Origin of the sequence: Sporosarcina sp. resist, assembly GCF_014302295.1 — a bacterium.
GTDB classification, from domain to species: Bacteria; Bacillota; Bacilli; order Bacillales_A; family Planococcaceae; genus Sporosarcina; species Sporosarcina psychrophila.
The window spans coordinates 1,254,396-1,267,795 of record NZ_CP060287.1; the positions used below are offsets into that span (position 1 = coordinate 1,254,396).

The following is a 13,400-nucleotide window of genomic DNA, read 5'->3' on the forward strand; positions in this document are numbered from 1 at the left end:
CAAAGTACTTGTTAACAACAATATATCACACAGTATTATTCATTGCAAGGTACTGTTTTTATCATTTATACAAGTACTTTTCATACCCTCAAAATTTCCGAATATAATTTTGAGTGTTAGCCAAACTAATGCGTAAATCGGAATTGACTCAATTGGAAGAATTGAGAAAATTTTAAGAGGAAGGCAAGTAACGGTGAAATTCCTGGCATTTGACAATGATTTCATTGTTGGCAGTAAGAGCCTGCGTGAAAATCTTTCATTGGGGAACTATAAGGATACAAAATAATTGGAGGTTCTCAAATGAAAAATAATAATCAAAAGAAATTTACAGAAGCGGGTACGGACATTATGGAGGTTAAACGACAAAATGCAGAATCTGGTCTAACGTATAATGAGGTGAAAGAAATACTTGCCAAAACGGGTGGAACTGGAACCGCAATTTATAGTGATACTAATATAGAAGAGGTAAAAAAGAAAAATCTATAAAAAAGATGCCAGGTAACCGAACCGTTTTTAATGGTGTGGATACTTGGCATTTTTTTAGTTGAAATAACTTCAACTTAAGGGGAGATTTTCTTGTTTTGATGGTTTACTTACACTTACAATAGCGAAGTCACTTAAAATGCTTCAACGCCTCTCGCTTACTAAGCGGCTTTAATGGATGATCCTCCACAAATACTTTCACAAGATCTGGCTCCGTCTTTGCATATTCCCGCAATGCCCAACCAATCGCTTTTTGGATGAAAAACTCCTTAGAATCTGAATGCTGTTTGATAATGTGGAATAATAGTTCGGTATCTGTCTGTTGTTTGAATTTTAATTGATGAAGAATTGCTGAACGGTTTGTCCACATATTGTCCGAAAGAGACCACTCCAACATGATTTTTTCACCATAATTGCGATCAAGTTTTACAATGTGACCTACAAAATGAGGAGCAATTGAATCCACGCTATCCCACCATGACTTCGTTTCAATTAATTGAAGTAAAGCAGGAAAATCATCTGTCGTTAAATGCTTTTTCATTTTTTCAATCAGCGCAATTGCTGCATATTGGTACTCCCGCTTCGGCAGTTCATAAAGTGTCCACACTTCTTCAAACAGCCGCTCAGGTTCAGGCAACGCATATTCCGCGAAGTGCTCTTTCAATAATTCCTTACGTCGAGGACTTTTGATGCCGAGGAAGGGGAAATGATTTTTCAGATAGGCCGTCATCGGTCCAGCTAGTTCATCATTGCGATTGGCTTCAAATAGTTCAATAATTCCTTGATGATTCCATACTGTTTTCAATGAAATTACCTCCTGACGGTGTGATTAAGAAAAGCGTATCAAAAAGAATAACTTAATGCTATATACTTGGCACTATTAATTTAGAATTCAATAGAAACTGTAATAATCTCCTTGTACGATGAATGAATCTAGCGACGTTGCGGTATTGGAAACTGCTTCCTAGTAATAATCACAAAAAACTCACTTACTTTCCATTTGTTAAGTGCCGAGTATATAGATAATATTGAGGAATATTTCTTGAATAAGTAATTAAATCGGAATGCAACAACAAAGTTCTCAATATAGAGAACAGCACTGTGAAGCGAGTAACATTTGCATCACGGGGCTGTTTCAGTAGTGATGCTATCATGTGTTAAATTAAGGAAAACAAATAATTATAATAAGTTGAATTTATTGCCTTAATAGAAGTTTTTTCATCGTTTCATTAGCACATAAATCCACTTTCTTGTGGAAGGCTATCTTTATGTGGAGGTGTAGAAATGGGGAAGAAAACGTCAGGTGGCAAGGACGAGGCAGCGAATCTTGCTTGGTGGCAATTATCCCTAATTGGAGTAGGTTGCATTATAGGTACAGGTTTTTTCCTGGCATCAAGTATTGCAATCAAAATGACAGGTCCATCGGTCATTCTAGCCTTTATAATGGCTGCAAGTGCAACGTATATCGTGTTTGAAGCACTAGCGAAAATGTCTGCAAAGGATCCGCAGAAAGGGTCATTCCGTACCTATGCAAAAAAAGCATATGGACGTTGGGCCGGTTTTAGTAGTGGTTGGGTTTACTGGTGTTCGGAAATATTAATCATTGGCAGTCAGCTTACGGCGATTTCAATCTTGTCTAGATTTTGGTTTCCTAATGTTAAGTTATGGATATTTGCATCGATCTATGCCGTTTGCGGGCTCATTGTTCTTTTTATTGGAGCAAAAGCGTTTGGGAAATTAGAAAGCGTATACGCTGTAATGAAAATTGCCGCTATTTTTATGTTTATTGTGATTGCCATTTTAGCGCTGACAGGGACACTTGAGGGCGACCAAAAGGCTGGGATTCCAGAAACAGTAAATGAATTCTTTCCAAACGGATTAATCGGGTTTTGGAGCGCTCTTTTATTTGCCTTTTACGCTCATGGAGGAATTGAAGTAATGGGCGTAATGGCTATCCATCTTAAAAATAAGGAGGACGCTCCCAAATCGGGTAAAGTCATGTTAGGGTTGCTTGGAATAATTTATGTTACCGCACTTTCGTTAGCGCTATTACTGATGCCATATGATAAGTTCAGAGAGAACAAAAGCCCTTTTGTTGAGGCTTTATCAGGTGTTAGTAATATCGAATTTTTCCCGCATGTGTTTACAGCTGCAATTATTATTGCCGGGTTTTCAACGATGTCTGCATCCCTGTTTTCGGTTACCACGATACTTCTGACAATATCTGAAGATGGAGATGCTCCTAAAATATTCAGTAAACAAACGAAAAAGAAATTCAAAATGCCGTTACCTGCTATCGCTTTAACATCAACTGGGCTTGTACTTTCTATAGTTACCTCTTTATTATTGCCTGAAAAAGTGTACGAATATATAACCACTGCTGCGGCACTAATGCTGCTTTATAATTGGCTTTTCATTTTAGTCATGTATCACAGATTAATTGAGCCGACTACTGCGGATAAAGTAAAAAGAGTGATTGGAATGATTCTGGTCGTTGCCGCCGTTAGCGGAACACTCTTTCATAAAACAAGTCGACCAGGCTTTTTTATCAGTTTAGTTTTTCTTGCGGTAATCGGGATTGTAGTCATATCGTTGCGGAAAAGATGGAAGAAAGAAGAAGCTCAAAATAGTGCGTGATAGGCTTGAATACCAAAGTAAATCCCAAATCCGATCATGGCTAGGGACGAAAAAATGGAAATGAGCTTCAAAAGATTGGTGGATAAAAATCTGCGTGCACCACTGGATATAGTAGCCATTATAGTATCCCATAAAATAATACCGACTATGATGGCTATGCTATTGATAATGATTTGATTCCCTGAAAAGTTTTTGGCTGTTTCCGCAAGAACTGAACCATAGATCCCCAGCCAAAAAAGAATAGTAAGCGGATTCAAAAGTGACATGAAAAAACCTGATAATAAGGAACGTCTAAGACGAGTTTTTTTACCAAATCTCAAAGCTAACTCAATTTTATGTAGCGAAAGTAAACTCTCTATACCCGTATATGTAAGAACAAAACAACCAAACGACCAAAGAATTATTTTTACAAGAGGAAACTCAATAATTTGTCCAATCCCGAAATATACCATAATCATATACAAGACATCAGCTGTTAAAGCTCCAATACCAAAAATCCAGGCATGAAAAAATCCGTTTTTAATTCCCGTGTCTAGCTGCGCCGCGTTAACAGGGCCGATTGGAGCAGCCAAGGATACACCTAAAAAGATATAGGCAACTATTGAATTCATGAAAAAGTCCTCCCTTAAAATGATGTCTATGCATCTTATTCGAAGGGAGTGACCTGTACAACTATCTAAAGGAGAAATTCTACTTAAAAAAAGGACTTAGCAACAACCGCTACTAGGTCCTTTTTTTACGCTGTTTTATTCGTTTTTTCAATTTCCTCGACTTTGATGAACTTAAAGACAATGAACAATAGGATGAATCCCAAAACACCTGCAGTAATATAGCTGACATTGAGAAAGTTTTTCATAGCAAGTGACATAATAGGGGGACCAGCTGCAACACCGATAAATCTCGCTGAGCTATAAAAAGAGGAAACCGTGCCCCTTAACTCTTTTTTTATGTTTTCTGTAATAATAGCGTCGAGTGCAGGCAATAATGCACCAATAGCTATTCCAACTATACTCGTTACCACTAACAGAAGGATCAGTTTTTTACTTGTAAACCCCACGAATATGACGCTGACGGACATTGCGATCAAGCACATAATCATTACTTTTTTTATCGTCTTTAGATTCCCTTTAATTTTTCGACCGGAAATAAACGAAGCAATACAAAGTAACAGAAGCGGTATGGCCAAAACAAACCCTTTTTTTATGCCCTTTATATCATGAACTTTTTCAAGGTTTTCTGATAGGAAAAATAACATACTGAATAATATCAGCATAACCAGGACCCCATTAAGGAATACGGTATACAACCATTTACCTTCCACCTTGAATACTTTTTTTGTGTTACTTAAAAACTGCTTAAACTTCACAGGATCATCTTTTTCTTTGGGGACTTTAACAAAGAAAAAAATAAGTGCAAAAGAAATTAAACTAAGCGCTGAAATGGAGAAGAACGGCAGGAACCATAAAATAGCAGCAAATACTGAACCTAAGATGGGACTTAATACTTTTCCAAACGTGTTCGACGTTTCGATAATTCCTAAACAAGAACTCATTTTTTCATCATCATCTTGATAAAGGTCACCCACAAGTGGCAAAATGATTGGCATGGCTCCAGCCGCCCCTACTCCCTGCAGGATTCTACCAAAGATGATCATTGTGTATGGGTCCTCCATTTTCCATGAAGCAAACCCGGCAATCAGACCCCCGATTAAAGCGAAGATTAAACTCGGTAATATAACCATTTTCCTACCAAAACGGTCTGATAAATAGCCGGCTACTGGTATTAGAAAAATAGCCGCGACTGAATAGCTTGTAATGATCATGCTCGACTGAAATGATGTGATTCCGACCTTTTCTTCCAGTATCGGGAGCACTGGAATAAGCATGGAATTCCCTAGTGTCATGATAAGAGGAATTGAAGCCATACTTACAGTGCACCATATACTTACTTGAACCGTACTTTTTCCCATTACCACACCTCGACTAATCCTGTTTTTGACTAATAAAGGTATGGTCTCCTTGTGTGTTCATTTTATGCGTTAGATGTTTATTGTATAGTCTTTTACTAAACAGTACTATGTGAAAATGAGGGAACATACTTATGAAACCAGGTGGGGGTGTATTAAAATAACGCTTGAAAAGCCTGCATACCAAAGAAGATTCCGAAACCAATCATTATTATGGATGAAATAAGAGAGACGATTTTCAAAAGCTTGGTGGATAATAATTTACGAGCTCCACTGGATAAAAAGGACATTATAAAATCCACTAAAATAATGCCAACCAAAATGGCGATACTATTTATAAAAATTTGATATCCTGTAGAGACTCCAGCCGTATTCGCGAGTATAGAACCATATATCCCTAGCCAAAAAAGGATGGTCAGTGGATTCAACAATGACATGAAGAAACCAGATAGTATTGATTTTCTAAGTCGGACTCTTTTACCGGATTTCAAATTCATTTCAATTTTATGTAGCGATAGTAAATTTTCTATACCCGTATACAACAGTACAAAACAGCCAAAAGACCAAAGAATTATTCTCATTAAAGGCGAATCAATAAATTGACCAACGCCAAAATACACTATGAACATATACATGATGTCGGTTGTCAAAGCACCAAGACTAAAAAACCAGGCATGAAAAAAACCATTTTTAATACCCGTATTTAATAAGACGGACTTAACCGGTCCAATTGGTGCAGCCATTGATATGCCTAAAAAGATATAGGTGAATATTGAATTCATGAATAGCCCTCCACTAATATGACGTCATTTCATTTTATTCGAAGGCGATGACTTATAGGACTATTTAAAGGGGGGAATTCAAATGGAATGTTTGAGGTTGTATTCTCTGCTTTAGAAGCGTTTTTATTAACATAATATTAAGTTGCGATGGCTCCGTTCATCTGATTAAAGACTGCCTTTATATAGTGGATTTGGTAAGAAGAAATGATAAATCTCGATTTAGTAAACAACACTTTGCCTCGTGATTTCCGAAAAAAGATAATTCGTTGAAGTTGGATAACTTGTGATAAACTATTTTAGAAGTCGAAATAATTTACCAGGGGGAAATCATATGTCTAATGAAGTAAAAGTTATTTTCGCAAACAATCCAATTGTTTCGGGAAATGCTGCGATCAAACAATTCGTAGCCAATCAAAAGGCGGGGCATAGTTCTGTATTAATCGGAGAAACACATTATATTGTGGTAAAAGAGTGTAAAGAAAAAGATATGACACTAGAGAAAGTTCGCGCAACAGCAGGGAATATTGCTCGAGATGTAAGCGCTCAAAAAGCCGAAACAGCAATTGTTGAAGCGCAAGTTCTTTTGGATGCCTATACAAAGTTGGATAAAGGATCTGTGCTGACAGCATTTACAGAAGGATGGGAACTAGGAGCGTACCAGTTTGTTACATATAAATCGGATGTCACAGCATTCCAAACTAAGCTTCATGTAGTTGGAGACGAAGCGAAACCATTCGTTGAAGCAGGGAAGATTCGTGCGGCAGCAACTGCATTCTCACGCGACTTGATGAATGAACTGTCAAACGTCTTAAATCCAGAAACATTCCCGGAAGTATTGAAGAACAACTTTGAAGGTACTGGCGTTGAAGTGAATGTGTTCGATAAAGAAAAGCTTAAGGAAATGAAGATGAACGGCGTCCTGACAGTCGCGCGTGGCAGTATCTATAAGCCTTCATTCGTTGAACTAGTTTACAAAGGTGACGCATCGAAACCGCTTGTGGCACTCGTCGGTAAAGGCGTGACATTCGATACAGGTGGCATCAGCTTGAAGGGCGGCAAAGACCTAAGTGATATGCGCATGGATATGGGGGGAGCAGCTGCTGTTTCTGGTGCACTCACATTGCTTGCGAAATCGAACGCGAAAGTGAATGTCGTGGCACTTATTCCAATTGTGGAAAACATGCCTGACAACACATCAGTTTTACCAGGAGAAGTTATTACCTACAAAAATGGATTGACGGTGCAAGTCGGCAATACCGATGCAGAAGGACGCCTCATTTTAGCAGATGCACTTATTCGTGCAGGCGAATGGAAAGCGGACTACATCGTCGATATCGCAACGCTCACAGGCGCAATCGTCAATGCACTCGGCACTGAAATCGGTGGCGTTTTCGGAGATGAAGAACTTTCTGCCCAAATGAAAAAAATCGGCGATCAAAACGGTGATTTCATCTGGCCTATGCCATTAGTTGACGCATACGAAAAGTCGCTTGACAGTGACTATGCGGACATGAACAACATCAGTTCATTAGGTGGTGCAGGATCAATTACGGCAGGCTTATTCCTTCGTCGTTTTGTACCGAAGGAAAGTAAATGGTTGCATGTTGATATGGCGGGCATGATGAGTAAAAACAGTGCTTCAGGATACTATGCAAAATCTGCGACAGGCTACGGTGCACGCCTATTGGCTGACTTTACAATATATGTTTCAAACTAAAAAAGAAAGTACTCAGTTATTATGCTGGGTACTTTCTTGTTATTTGTGAAATTGACCGTGTAGTGCTCAAATTATATAGGTACTCATACAACTAACATCTACATATTACCTCTATTTCTACCTATTATTCCTGGTAGAATGAAAGGCTGGAAACTAATCAATATAAAAAAAATAGGATTTAGTGAAATTTGTTTTTATTGCAAGTGACGTGTGCATTAGTGAATTCAGCATATGCACCTCCCAAAAGGCTCTTGTATTTTTCAGTGCGATTTACTGTACTTATACTTGTGAAGTAACTGCTGTAATTTAGAAGTAAATAGTTATTCAGGTTGTCTCATAATTCGTTTTGATGCAAAAAAGTAAACAAACCAATATATAACTAACAACTCCGAGAAAATTATTACAACCACTTTTATAAGAGGATTAGGACTAAACGAAGCCAAGTTGAAAAAAAGTAGCTGCACGATTAATAGGTTCATTAGTAGTTTTTGAAAAGACTGCTTAAGAGCCTTAATTGATACGGGATAAATACGGGAACTGTTATTTATCGAGTATTGTAAAGGAAGTAACTGGTACCCAGATAAAAATAACAGTGGAAAAGCTATAATCCAGCCATTAGCAGGAAAGAAAAAATGAATGCTAATCCCTATTAAGGTTAATCTTGCATACAAATAATAAAATTCATTATACCTAATAAACAAGTGTGAAAATAAGTATGTGTAAGAAGAAGATTGCTTATAAGTTATTACGTTCTTTATTAGCCAACCCAAGAACCTCCTGCGTTTAAACGAATGCTGAAGATGGGGGACATCAATATATAGATTAATAAATTTGTAAATCTTTAATAGGGACTTCTCTTCTTGGCTTATTAAATAGTCCCAATTAAGCCCCGTTCCTTTCTTATTAAATACATAGAACCAAATGAAGGAATTGATAATTAGTAAAGTTCCTGCAATTACCCACAGACCCGTAAACATCAAATAAATAATAGTATAAAATATTAGAAATCGAATGACTTTGTGAATTAACTTATGAAGTTTAGTAGTCATCCATTGTTCAATCCAAGTCAGGCGAAGATTCAAGAGGATTAAGCCTGAAAAAGTAATAAGGACTGTAATCGAAATAATTTCAGTCTGTTTTACAAGAGGACTAATAATTATTAACATGATTAGTAGTTTGATTACATCAATAAAAGTGCTATAAAACATCGATTTTCTAAAATATGAGGATAACACTGTCTCTGCTGGCATTAAAAAGATGACATCAGCTTTTTTGACAAATGTACGAACGTCCGTCATCAAAAAAGTAAACGTAATTACTAGTGACGCTATCATTTCGGTTGGAAGAAAGGGAGGTAACCATTGAAGAAATTTCACGTAGTAATAAAGAAAAACACTACCAAAAATGATAAAGGAATAAAATACACCCATTGCAATAAGTGAAAAGTATTTTACGATTTCAACATAAAACTCCTTCAATCTTTTATCCCATATTGAATTAATTTCCATTATATCACCATGACTTTCGAATATGTACTATACTATAAGGGACATTTACTAGGCAAAGTTATCCCTATAGTATATCTTATAAAGTGAGTGTATACCATATATAGGAAGCCGTAGTCTATCCACAACCAATAAAATGGTTCCTAATCCCGTACATATTTTTTGTTAATAATCCAAGCAATTCAACAGTTCTCTAAATAACCGATATAATAATAGAAGTGAAATACAACAAAAAAGAGGTATTAAATATGATCAAAACATTACGATTCTGGATAACGCTTCTCGTATCATTTGCGATGATTGGTATTCTCAGTATCACGTTGTTATCTGGATTTTTTGTTACAAAAGAAAATTTAATAAATAACTCCCTAGAGATTAATAGAGTTTACTCAATGAAGCTGTCGCAACTAACGGAAGAAGTATTTAAAGGAATGCAAAGTAATTTGCAAGTTAAAGCGTCTGAAATGAGTGCTGAAATTGACGATGCTGAAAAGTTAACTGAAAAACTTGCGGACTTAATAAGCAGTAGTAAAAACTTTAACTCGCTCTCCGTTGTTAACAAAGATGGCGTAGTACTTGCCACCTCCCCGGAAGTGGGTATAGTAGGGAAGAAACTAGATACAGAAGGTCCTAAAGAAGCACTATATGAAAGAAAGAACCTGATCTCTACGCCTTACAGAGCTGCAACTGGCAGACTGCTTATTTTAATTTCCACCCCATTGTGGAACGAAAAAAATGAATACCTCGGTTTTTTAAGCGGCACGATTTATTTGCAGGAAGATAATATTATTCATGATATTCTTGGCGAACACTTTTCCACGGACGGTTCTTATGTGTGGGTGGTCGATAATAAAGGGATGCTGATTTACCATCCGGACCCTGAAAGAATCGGGGAAACGGTCCTTGAAAATGAAATCACACAAAAAATCCTCCTGCATAAAAGCGGTGCACAAAAAATTATGAACTCAACAGGTAAAGATTATCTTGCTGGTTACACATACATAAAGTCTAGTAAGTGGGGAGTTGTTTCGCAAACACCCTATGAAGCAAGCGTCAAACCTTTATCAGGAATGGTGTACAAAATGTTACTTTACGCGCTTCCATTTGTCATGTTTTTCTTCGTGTTGACGATTGTATTGACTGAGAGATTATCGTCACCGTTGCGCAAATTGGCGATGTTTTCGGCGAATCTGAAAGGAAATGAAAGGACAGGCGAATCGGCGGACATTCCAACATGGTATTTTGAGGCTAAGCAGTTAAATGAAACAATTCACGAATACGCAAACAGTCAGCAACAGAGGGTTGAGGATTATAAGGAACGCTCCTACACAGACCCTCTTACCGGACTAAAGAATCGCAGGTACGGAGACAAAATCACTGCAAAATGGACTATGGACAATCGACTATTTTCTATGATTATGATTGATATCGACCATTTTAAAGCTGTCAATGATCGATATGGCCATCAAATCGGAGATGAAGTGCTTAAGTTTCTATCTGGAAAAATGAGCGAAATTATACGGGGCGACGATGTCTGTATTAGATTGGGTGGGGAAGAGTTTGTAATCCTGCTAGCTGAAACGGATGTCAAGGAAGCAATGGATATCGCTGAAAGACTTCGTATAAATGTCTCGTCAACTATATGTCCAACAAATAATAATATAACAATTTCATTAGGTGTCGGTAGTTATCATAGTAATCGGGAATCAATACTAGAACTATTCAGCAGGGTAGACAAAGCATTATATCAAGCAAAAGTGGATGGAAGGAATAGAGTTGTGCTATCTGAAAATTAAATAGCCTCGATTTTGCCCGTGAAATCACAAAAGGAAAGACCTCGTTACTTTAAACGAGGTCTTTCCTTTTATTCACAGACAAGCACTTGTCTGTGAAAATGTCCTTTTTTCGCAACACAGCGATCAGTAATGACGAATCCAGCCTCTTCAAGCATGTGATCGATTGTTTCAATCGTCACTACGATGACTTTCTTCGTAAACCGGCGTGCTTCCTTCAATATTTCAAGCTGTTCTTCAGGAGTAATATGTGTAAAAAGATTATAAGGCATGTCAATAATCGCAACATCATAGTCGTCAACGACTTCTGCAATAGGACCGATTTCTACAGTGCCTTCTAGCTCAAAGTGAGCAATGTTCTTTCTTGATCCCAAAACGACACGCGGGTTAATATCTCGTCCGACGATATTAATGCCCATCGACAATGCTTCAACCAGCACCGTACCAATGCCGCAACATGGATCGATGGCTCGTACACCTTTTGGATGCGGAATCGCAATATTGGCCACTGCTCTTGCGACACGTGTACTTAATGCCGTAGAGTACATATGCGGTTTTTTCTGATGAAGGAACCAGACCGACTCACTTTGAACAAGCTTCCCAAAATACCACTTACCATCTAATAAAACAATGCCAAACGTATTTGCAGGTGGGTTCACTAAGTCGGGAGTACCATTGACACGTAGTCCAATTTCACGCTCAATTTTCCTACGCTCCGGATGCCCAATCTTTTTCGTCGTATCGAGATCCGTTGTATTCAAACTGACGACTCTAAATGTAGAGCCACCTAAATCGTATTGTTCAACTTGTCGGGAGATTTCCTCAAGATTGTCGCCTTCATACATAATGTCCAGTCGTTCTTTCATAAATGCGCTGCGACTTGGATCAATTTCAATCGAACTTCTCAACACAGTAGAAGTGACATCAAAGCCGAAAAATGATCTCATCTCTAACATGCACAAATCATGCTCATCTGTGTGCTGTGTATATGTGTAAATAAAACCCAAATCATTCAATTAATTCCCATCCTTCATTGCGCTTCATCAACGGCCTCAACCATTTTGAATATAAAGTCATACATCAGTTGATAAACCTCAACAAAAGATAAATCTTCACTAAAACCTTCAATATAATTAAGTGCAAAATTCATATCCCATAACCCGTCTTCATTTGAAAACATCACACTATATTTAGCTCCATCTCCATGTAAATGCTTGTCAAGATATGCCTTCATGTCATTCCCGAATTTCTTTTGTAATTTTAGTCCGAATAGGGCTGTATAAGTTTCGAAGACATCATCAAGTTCTAGAACGACAGCGTCGACTCTGATTACTTCAAAAGCATTTGATTCTACGTAAACGAATTCATTCATATGATTTTTTAAGTAGGAAATGCTTTCATTTAGAAAGTTCTGATCTTCCTCCCGTATCAGATTTTCCGTCTCTTTCACGCACCGCTCTATGGCACTGAATTTAAACGCTTTCTCTACAACGGTTACATCACCGGCAATCAATTGATGTTTGGCGACATATTCTTTATCCACATTAAAGAACTCGATTTTATTATCCAGCGTATTTTCAGCAATATACTTTTCCATCTGTTTTTTTAACATTTCAGATCAGCTCCTTGACTAGAGAGGAATTGAATTATACTCTGTTCCTCTTACCTACTAGTATAGCCTACATTGTTTCATTAGGCTTTTAATTTGTAACACGTATTTCCTTCAACTATTTTTAAAAAAGTGGTCGAAGAAGATGGGGTTTATTTATATTGACAAATTGTCAACACAATTATACAATTCTTCATAGCGTCTAATTCTCGGTTAGTTTCATGGAAAGGAGAATTGATAATGGCTAAAGACGTAATCAATTCGCCTCTTGGTTTGTTACTAAGGGAATTATTAAAAGAGCGTTCATTGTCAATGCGAAAACTAAGTGAACTTAGCAAAATCGATACAGCTACCATTTCACGAGTGATAAACGGTAAAAGAAAAGCGAACCTGCAACATTTAGAGCGATTTGCTGACTGTTTAGAAGTGCCTTTGGTCGATCTTGTTGAAGCAGCTGGTTACCCTATTGAACAGAAGCAGGAAGATTTTTTGTTGAAGAACCGTACATCTGCTGAAAGTATTCAGGAGGTTTTTGCATCTTCAGACGTGGCAAATCAAAATGTAACTGAAGCCGTCATCGAACAGAAGTTAGCAAAGTACCAACAGTATGTACAAACAGTAGAAGGAAAAAACGATATTCTTACTGGATTCGGAAAGAAGCTGGAAAGTGTGGGTAGCATCGGGCCACTTATTTGTCAGATGAAGGACTTATTCAAGAAGTTTCGTCTGGGGAAGGGTACACGGAGTGAACTTGCGATAATTGGAAGTGCATTATTATATTTTATCATTCCTTTAGACGCTATCCCTGACTATCTATTTGCCATTGGTTATTTAGATGATGCGATTGCAGTACAACTTGCTTCAAATTCAATAGGAAGAACTAACATAGAATAAAGCGATAGGTGGAT

The 13,400-nt window shown here is 37.5% G+C and carries 12 protein-coding genes; 5 read left to right on the top strand and 7 right to left on the bottom strand.

Annotated features, from left to right (window positions below; translation table 11 throughout):
- The first annotated feature begins 300 nt into the window (after positions 1-300).
- Entirely contained in the window at positions 301-486 is a 186-nt protein-coding gene (locus H7992_RS06280; protein WP_067206687.1) for a hypothetical protein, read from the top strand.
- 127 nt (positions 487-613) lie between these two features.
- On the opposite strand, the gene H7992_RS06285 is transcribed toward H7992_RS06280, so the two are convergent.
- Positions 614-1,288, bottom strand: coding sequence for a DNA alkylation repair protein (locus tag H7992_RS06285; RefSeq protein ID WP_187046976.1), 675 nt, complete (start codon positions 1,286-1,288; stop codon positions 614-616).
- 479 nt (positions 1,289-1,767) lie between these two features.
- Between H7992_RS06285 and H7992_RS06290 the strand changes: the two genes are divergently transcribed.
- On the top strand, positions 1,768-3,120 hold the full coding sequence (locus tag H7992_RS06290) for an amino acid permease (protein WP_067206690.1): 1,353 nt from the start codon (positions 1,768-1,770) through the stop codon (positions 3,118-3,120).
- Here H7992_RS06290 and H7992_RS06295 read toward each other — a convergent pair.
- The 3 genes from H7992_RS06295 to H7992_RS06305 all read right to left on the bottom strand — a co-directional run bounded on the left by H7992_RS06295 (position 3,105) and on the right by H7992_RS06305 (position 5,868).
- Positions 3,105-3,731: a LysE family transporter gene (locus tag H7992_RS06295; RefSeq protein WP_067206692.1), complete on the bottom strand. Its 627-nt coding sequence runs from the start codon at positions 3,729-3,731 to the stop codon at positions 3,105-3,107. The two genes, H7992_RS06290 and H7992_RS06295, sit on opposite strands and share 16 nt — an antisense overlap.
- 125 nt (positions 3,732-3,856) lie before the next feature.
- A complete protein-coding gene (locus H7992_RS06300; protein ID WP_187046977.1) occupies positions 3,857-5,089 on the bottom strand; it encodes an MFS transporter in 1,233 nt (410 codons plus the stop codon).
- Between the two features lie 152 nt (positions 5,090-5,241).
- Positions 5,242-5,868: a LysE family transporter gene (locus H7992_RS06305; protein WP_187046978.1), complete on the bottom strand. Its 627-nt coding sequence runs from the start codon at positions 5,866-5,868 to the stop codon at positions 5,242-5,244.
- Between the two features lie 331 nt (positions 5,869-6,199).
- Between H7992_RS06305 and H7992_RS06310 the strand changes: the two genes are divergently transcribed.
- Complete coding sequence (locus H7992_RS06310; protein ID WP_187046979.1) at positions 6,200-7,585, top strand: leucyl aminopeptidase family protein; 1,386 nt, start codon at positions 6,200-6,202, stop codon at positions 7,583-7,585.
- Between the two features lie 320 nt (positions 7,586-7,905).
- Here the strand turns inward: H7992_RS06310 and H7992_RS25035 are convergent, their stop codons facing one another.
- On the bottom strand, positions 7,906-9,093 hold the full coding sequence (locus H7992_RS25035) for an ABC transporter permease (RefSeq protein WP_370569969.1): 1,188 nt from the start codon (positions 9,091-9,093) through the stop codon (positions 7,906-7,908).
- 245 nt (positions 9,094-9,338) lie between these two features.
- On the opposite strand from H7992_RS25035, the gene H7992_RS06320 reads away from it, so the two are divergent.
- Positions 9,339-10,886, top strand: a complete 1,548-nt coding sequence (locus tag H7992_RS06320) for a sensor domain-containing diguanylate cyclase (RefSeq protein ID WP_187046981.1) — start codon at positions 9,339-9,341, stop codon at positions 10,884-10,886.
- A 68-nt stretch (positions 10,887-10,954) separates the two neighbouring features.
- Here the strand turns inward: H7992_RS06320 and H7992_RS06325 are convergent, their stop codons facing one another.
- On the bottom strand, positions 10,955-11,839 hold the full coding sequence (locus tag H7992_RS06325) for a TRM11 family SAM-dependent methyltransferase (protein WP_187047804.1): 885 nt from the start codon (positions 11,837-11,839) through the stop codon (positions 10,955-10,957).
- 74 nt (positions 11,840-11,913) lie between these two features.
- A complete protein-coding gene (locus H7992_RS06330; RefSeq protein ID WP_187046982.1) occupies positions 11,914-12,495 on the bottom strand; it encodes a branched-chain amino acid aminotransferase in 582 nt (193 codons plus the stop codon).
- Positions 12,496-12,732: 237 nt separating this feature from the next.
- On the opposite strand from H7992_RS06330, the gene H7992_RS06335 reads away from it, so the two are divergent.
- Positions 12,733-13,386 carry a DUF1232 domain-containing protein gene (locus H7992_RS06335; RefSeq protein WP_067206706.1) on the top strand — a complete coding sequence of 218 codons (654 nt, stop codon included), beginning with the start codon at positions 12,733-12,735 and terminating at the stop codon, positions 13,384-13,386.
- The last annotated feature ends 14 nt before the right edge of the window (positions 13,387-13,400 follow it).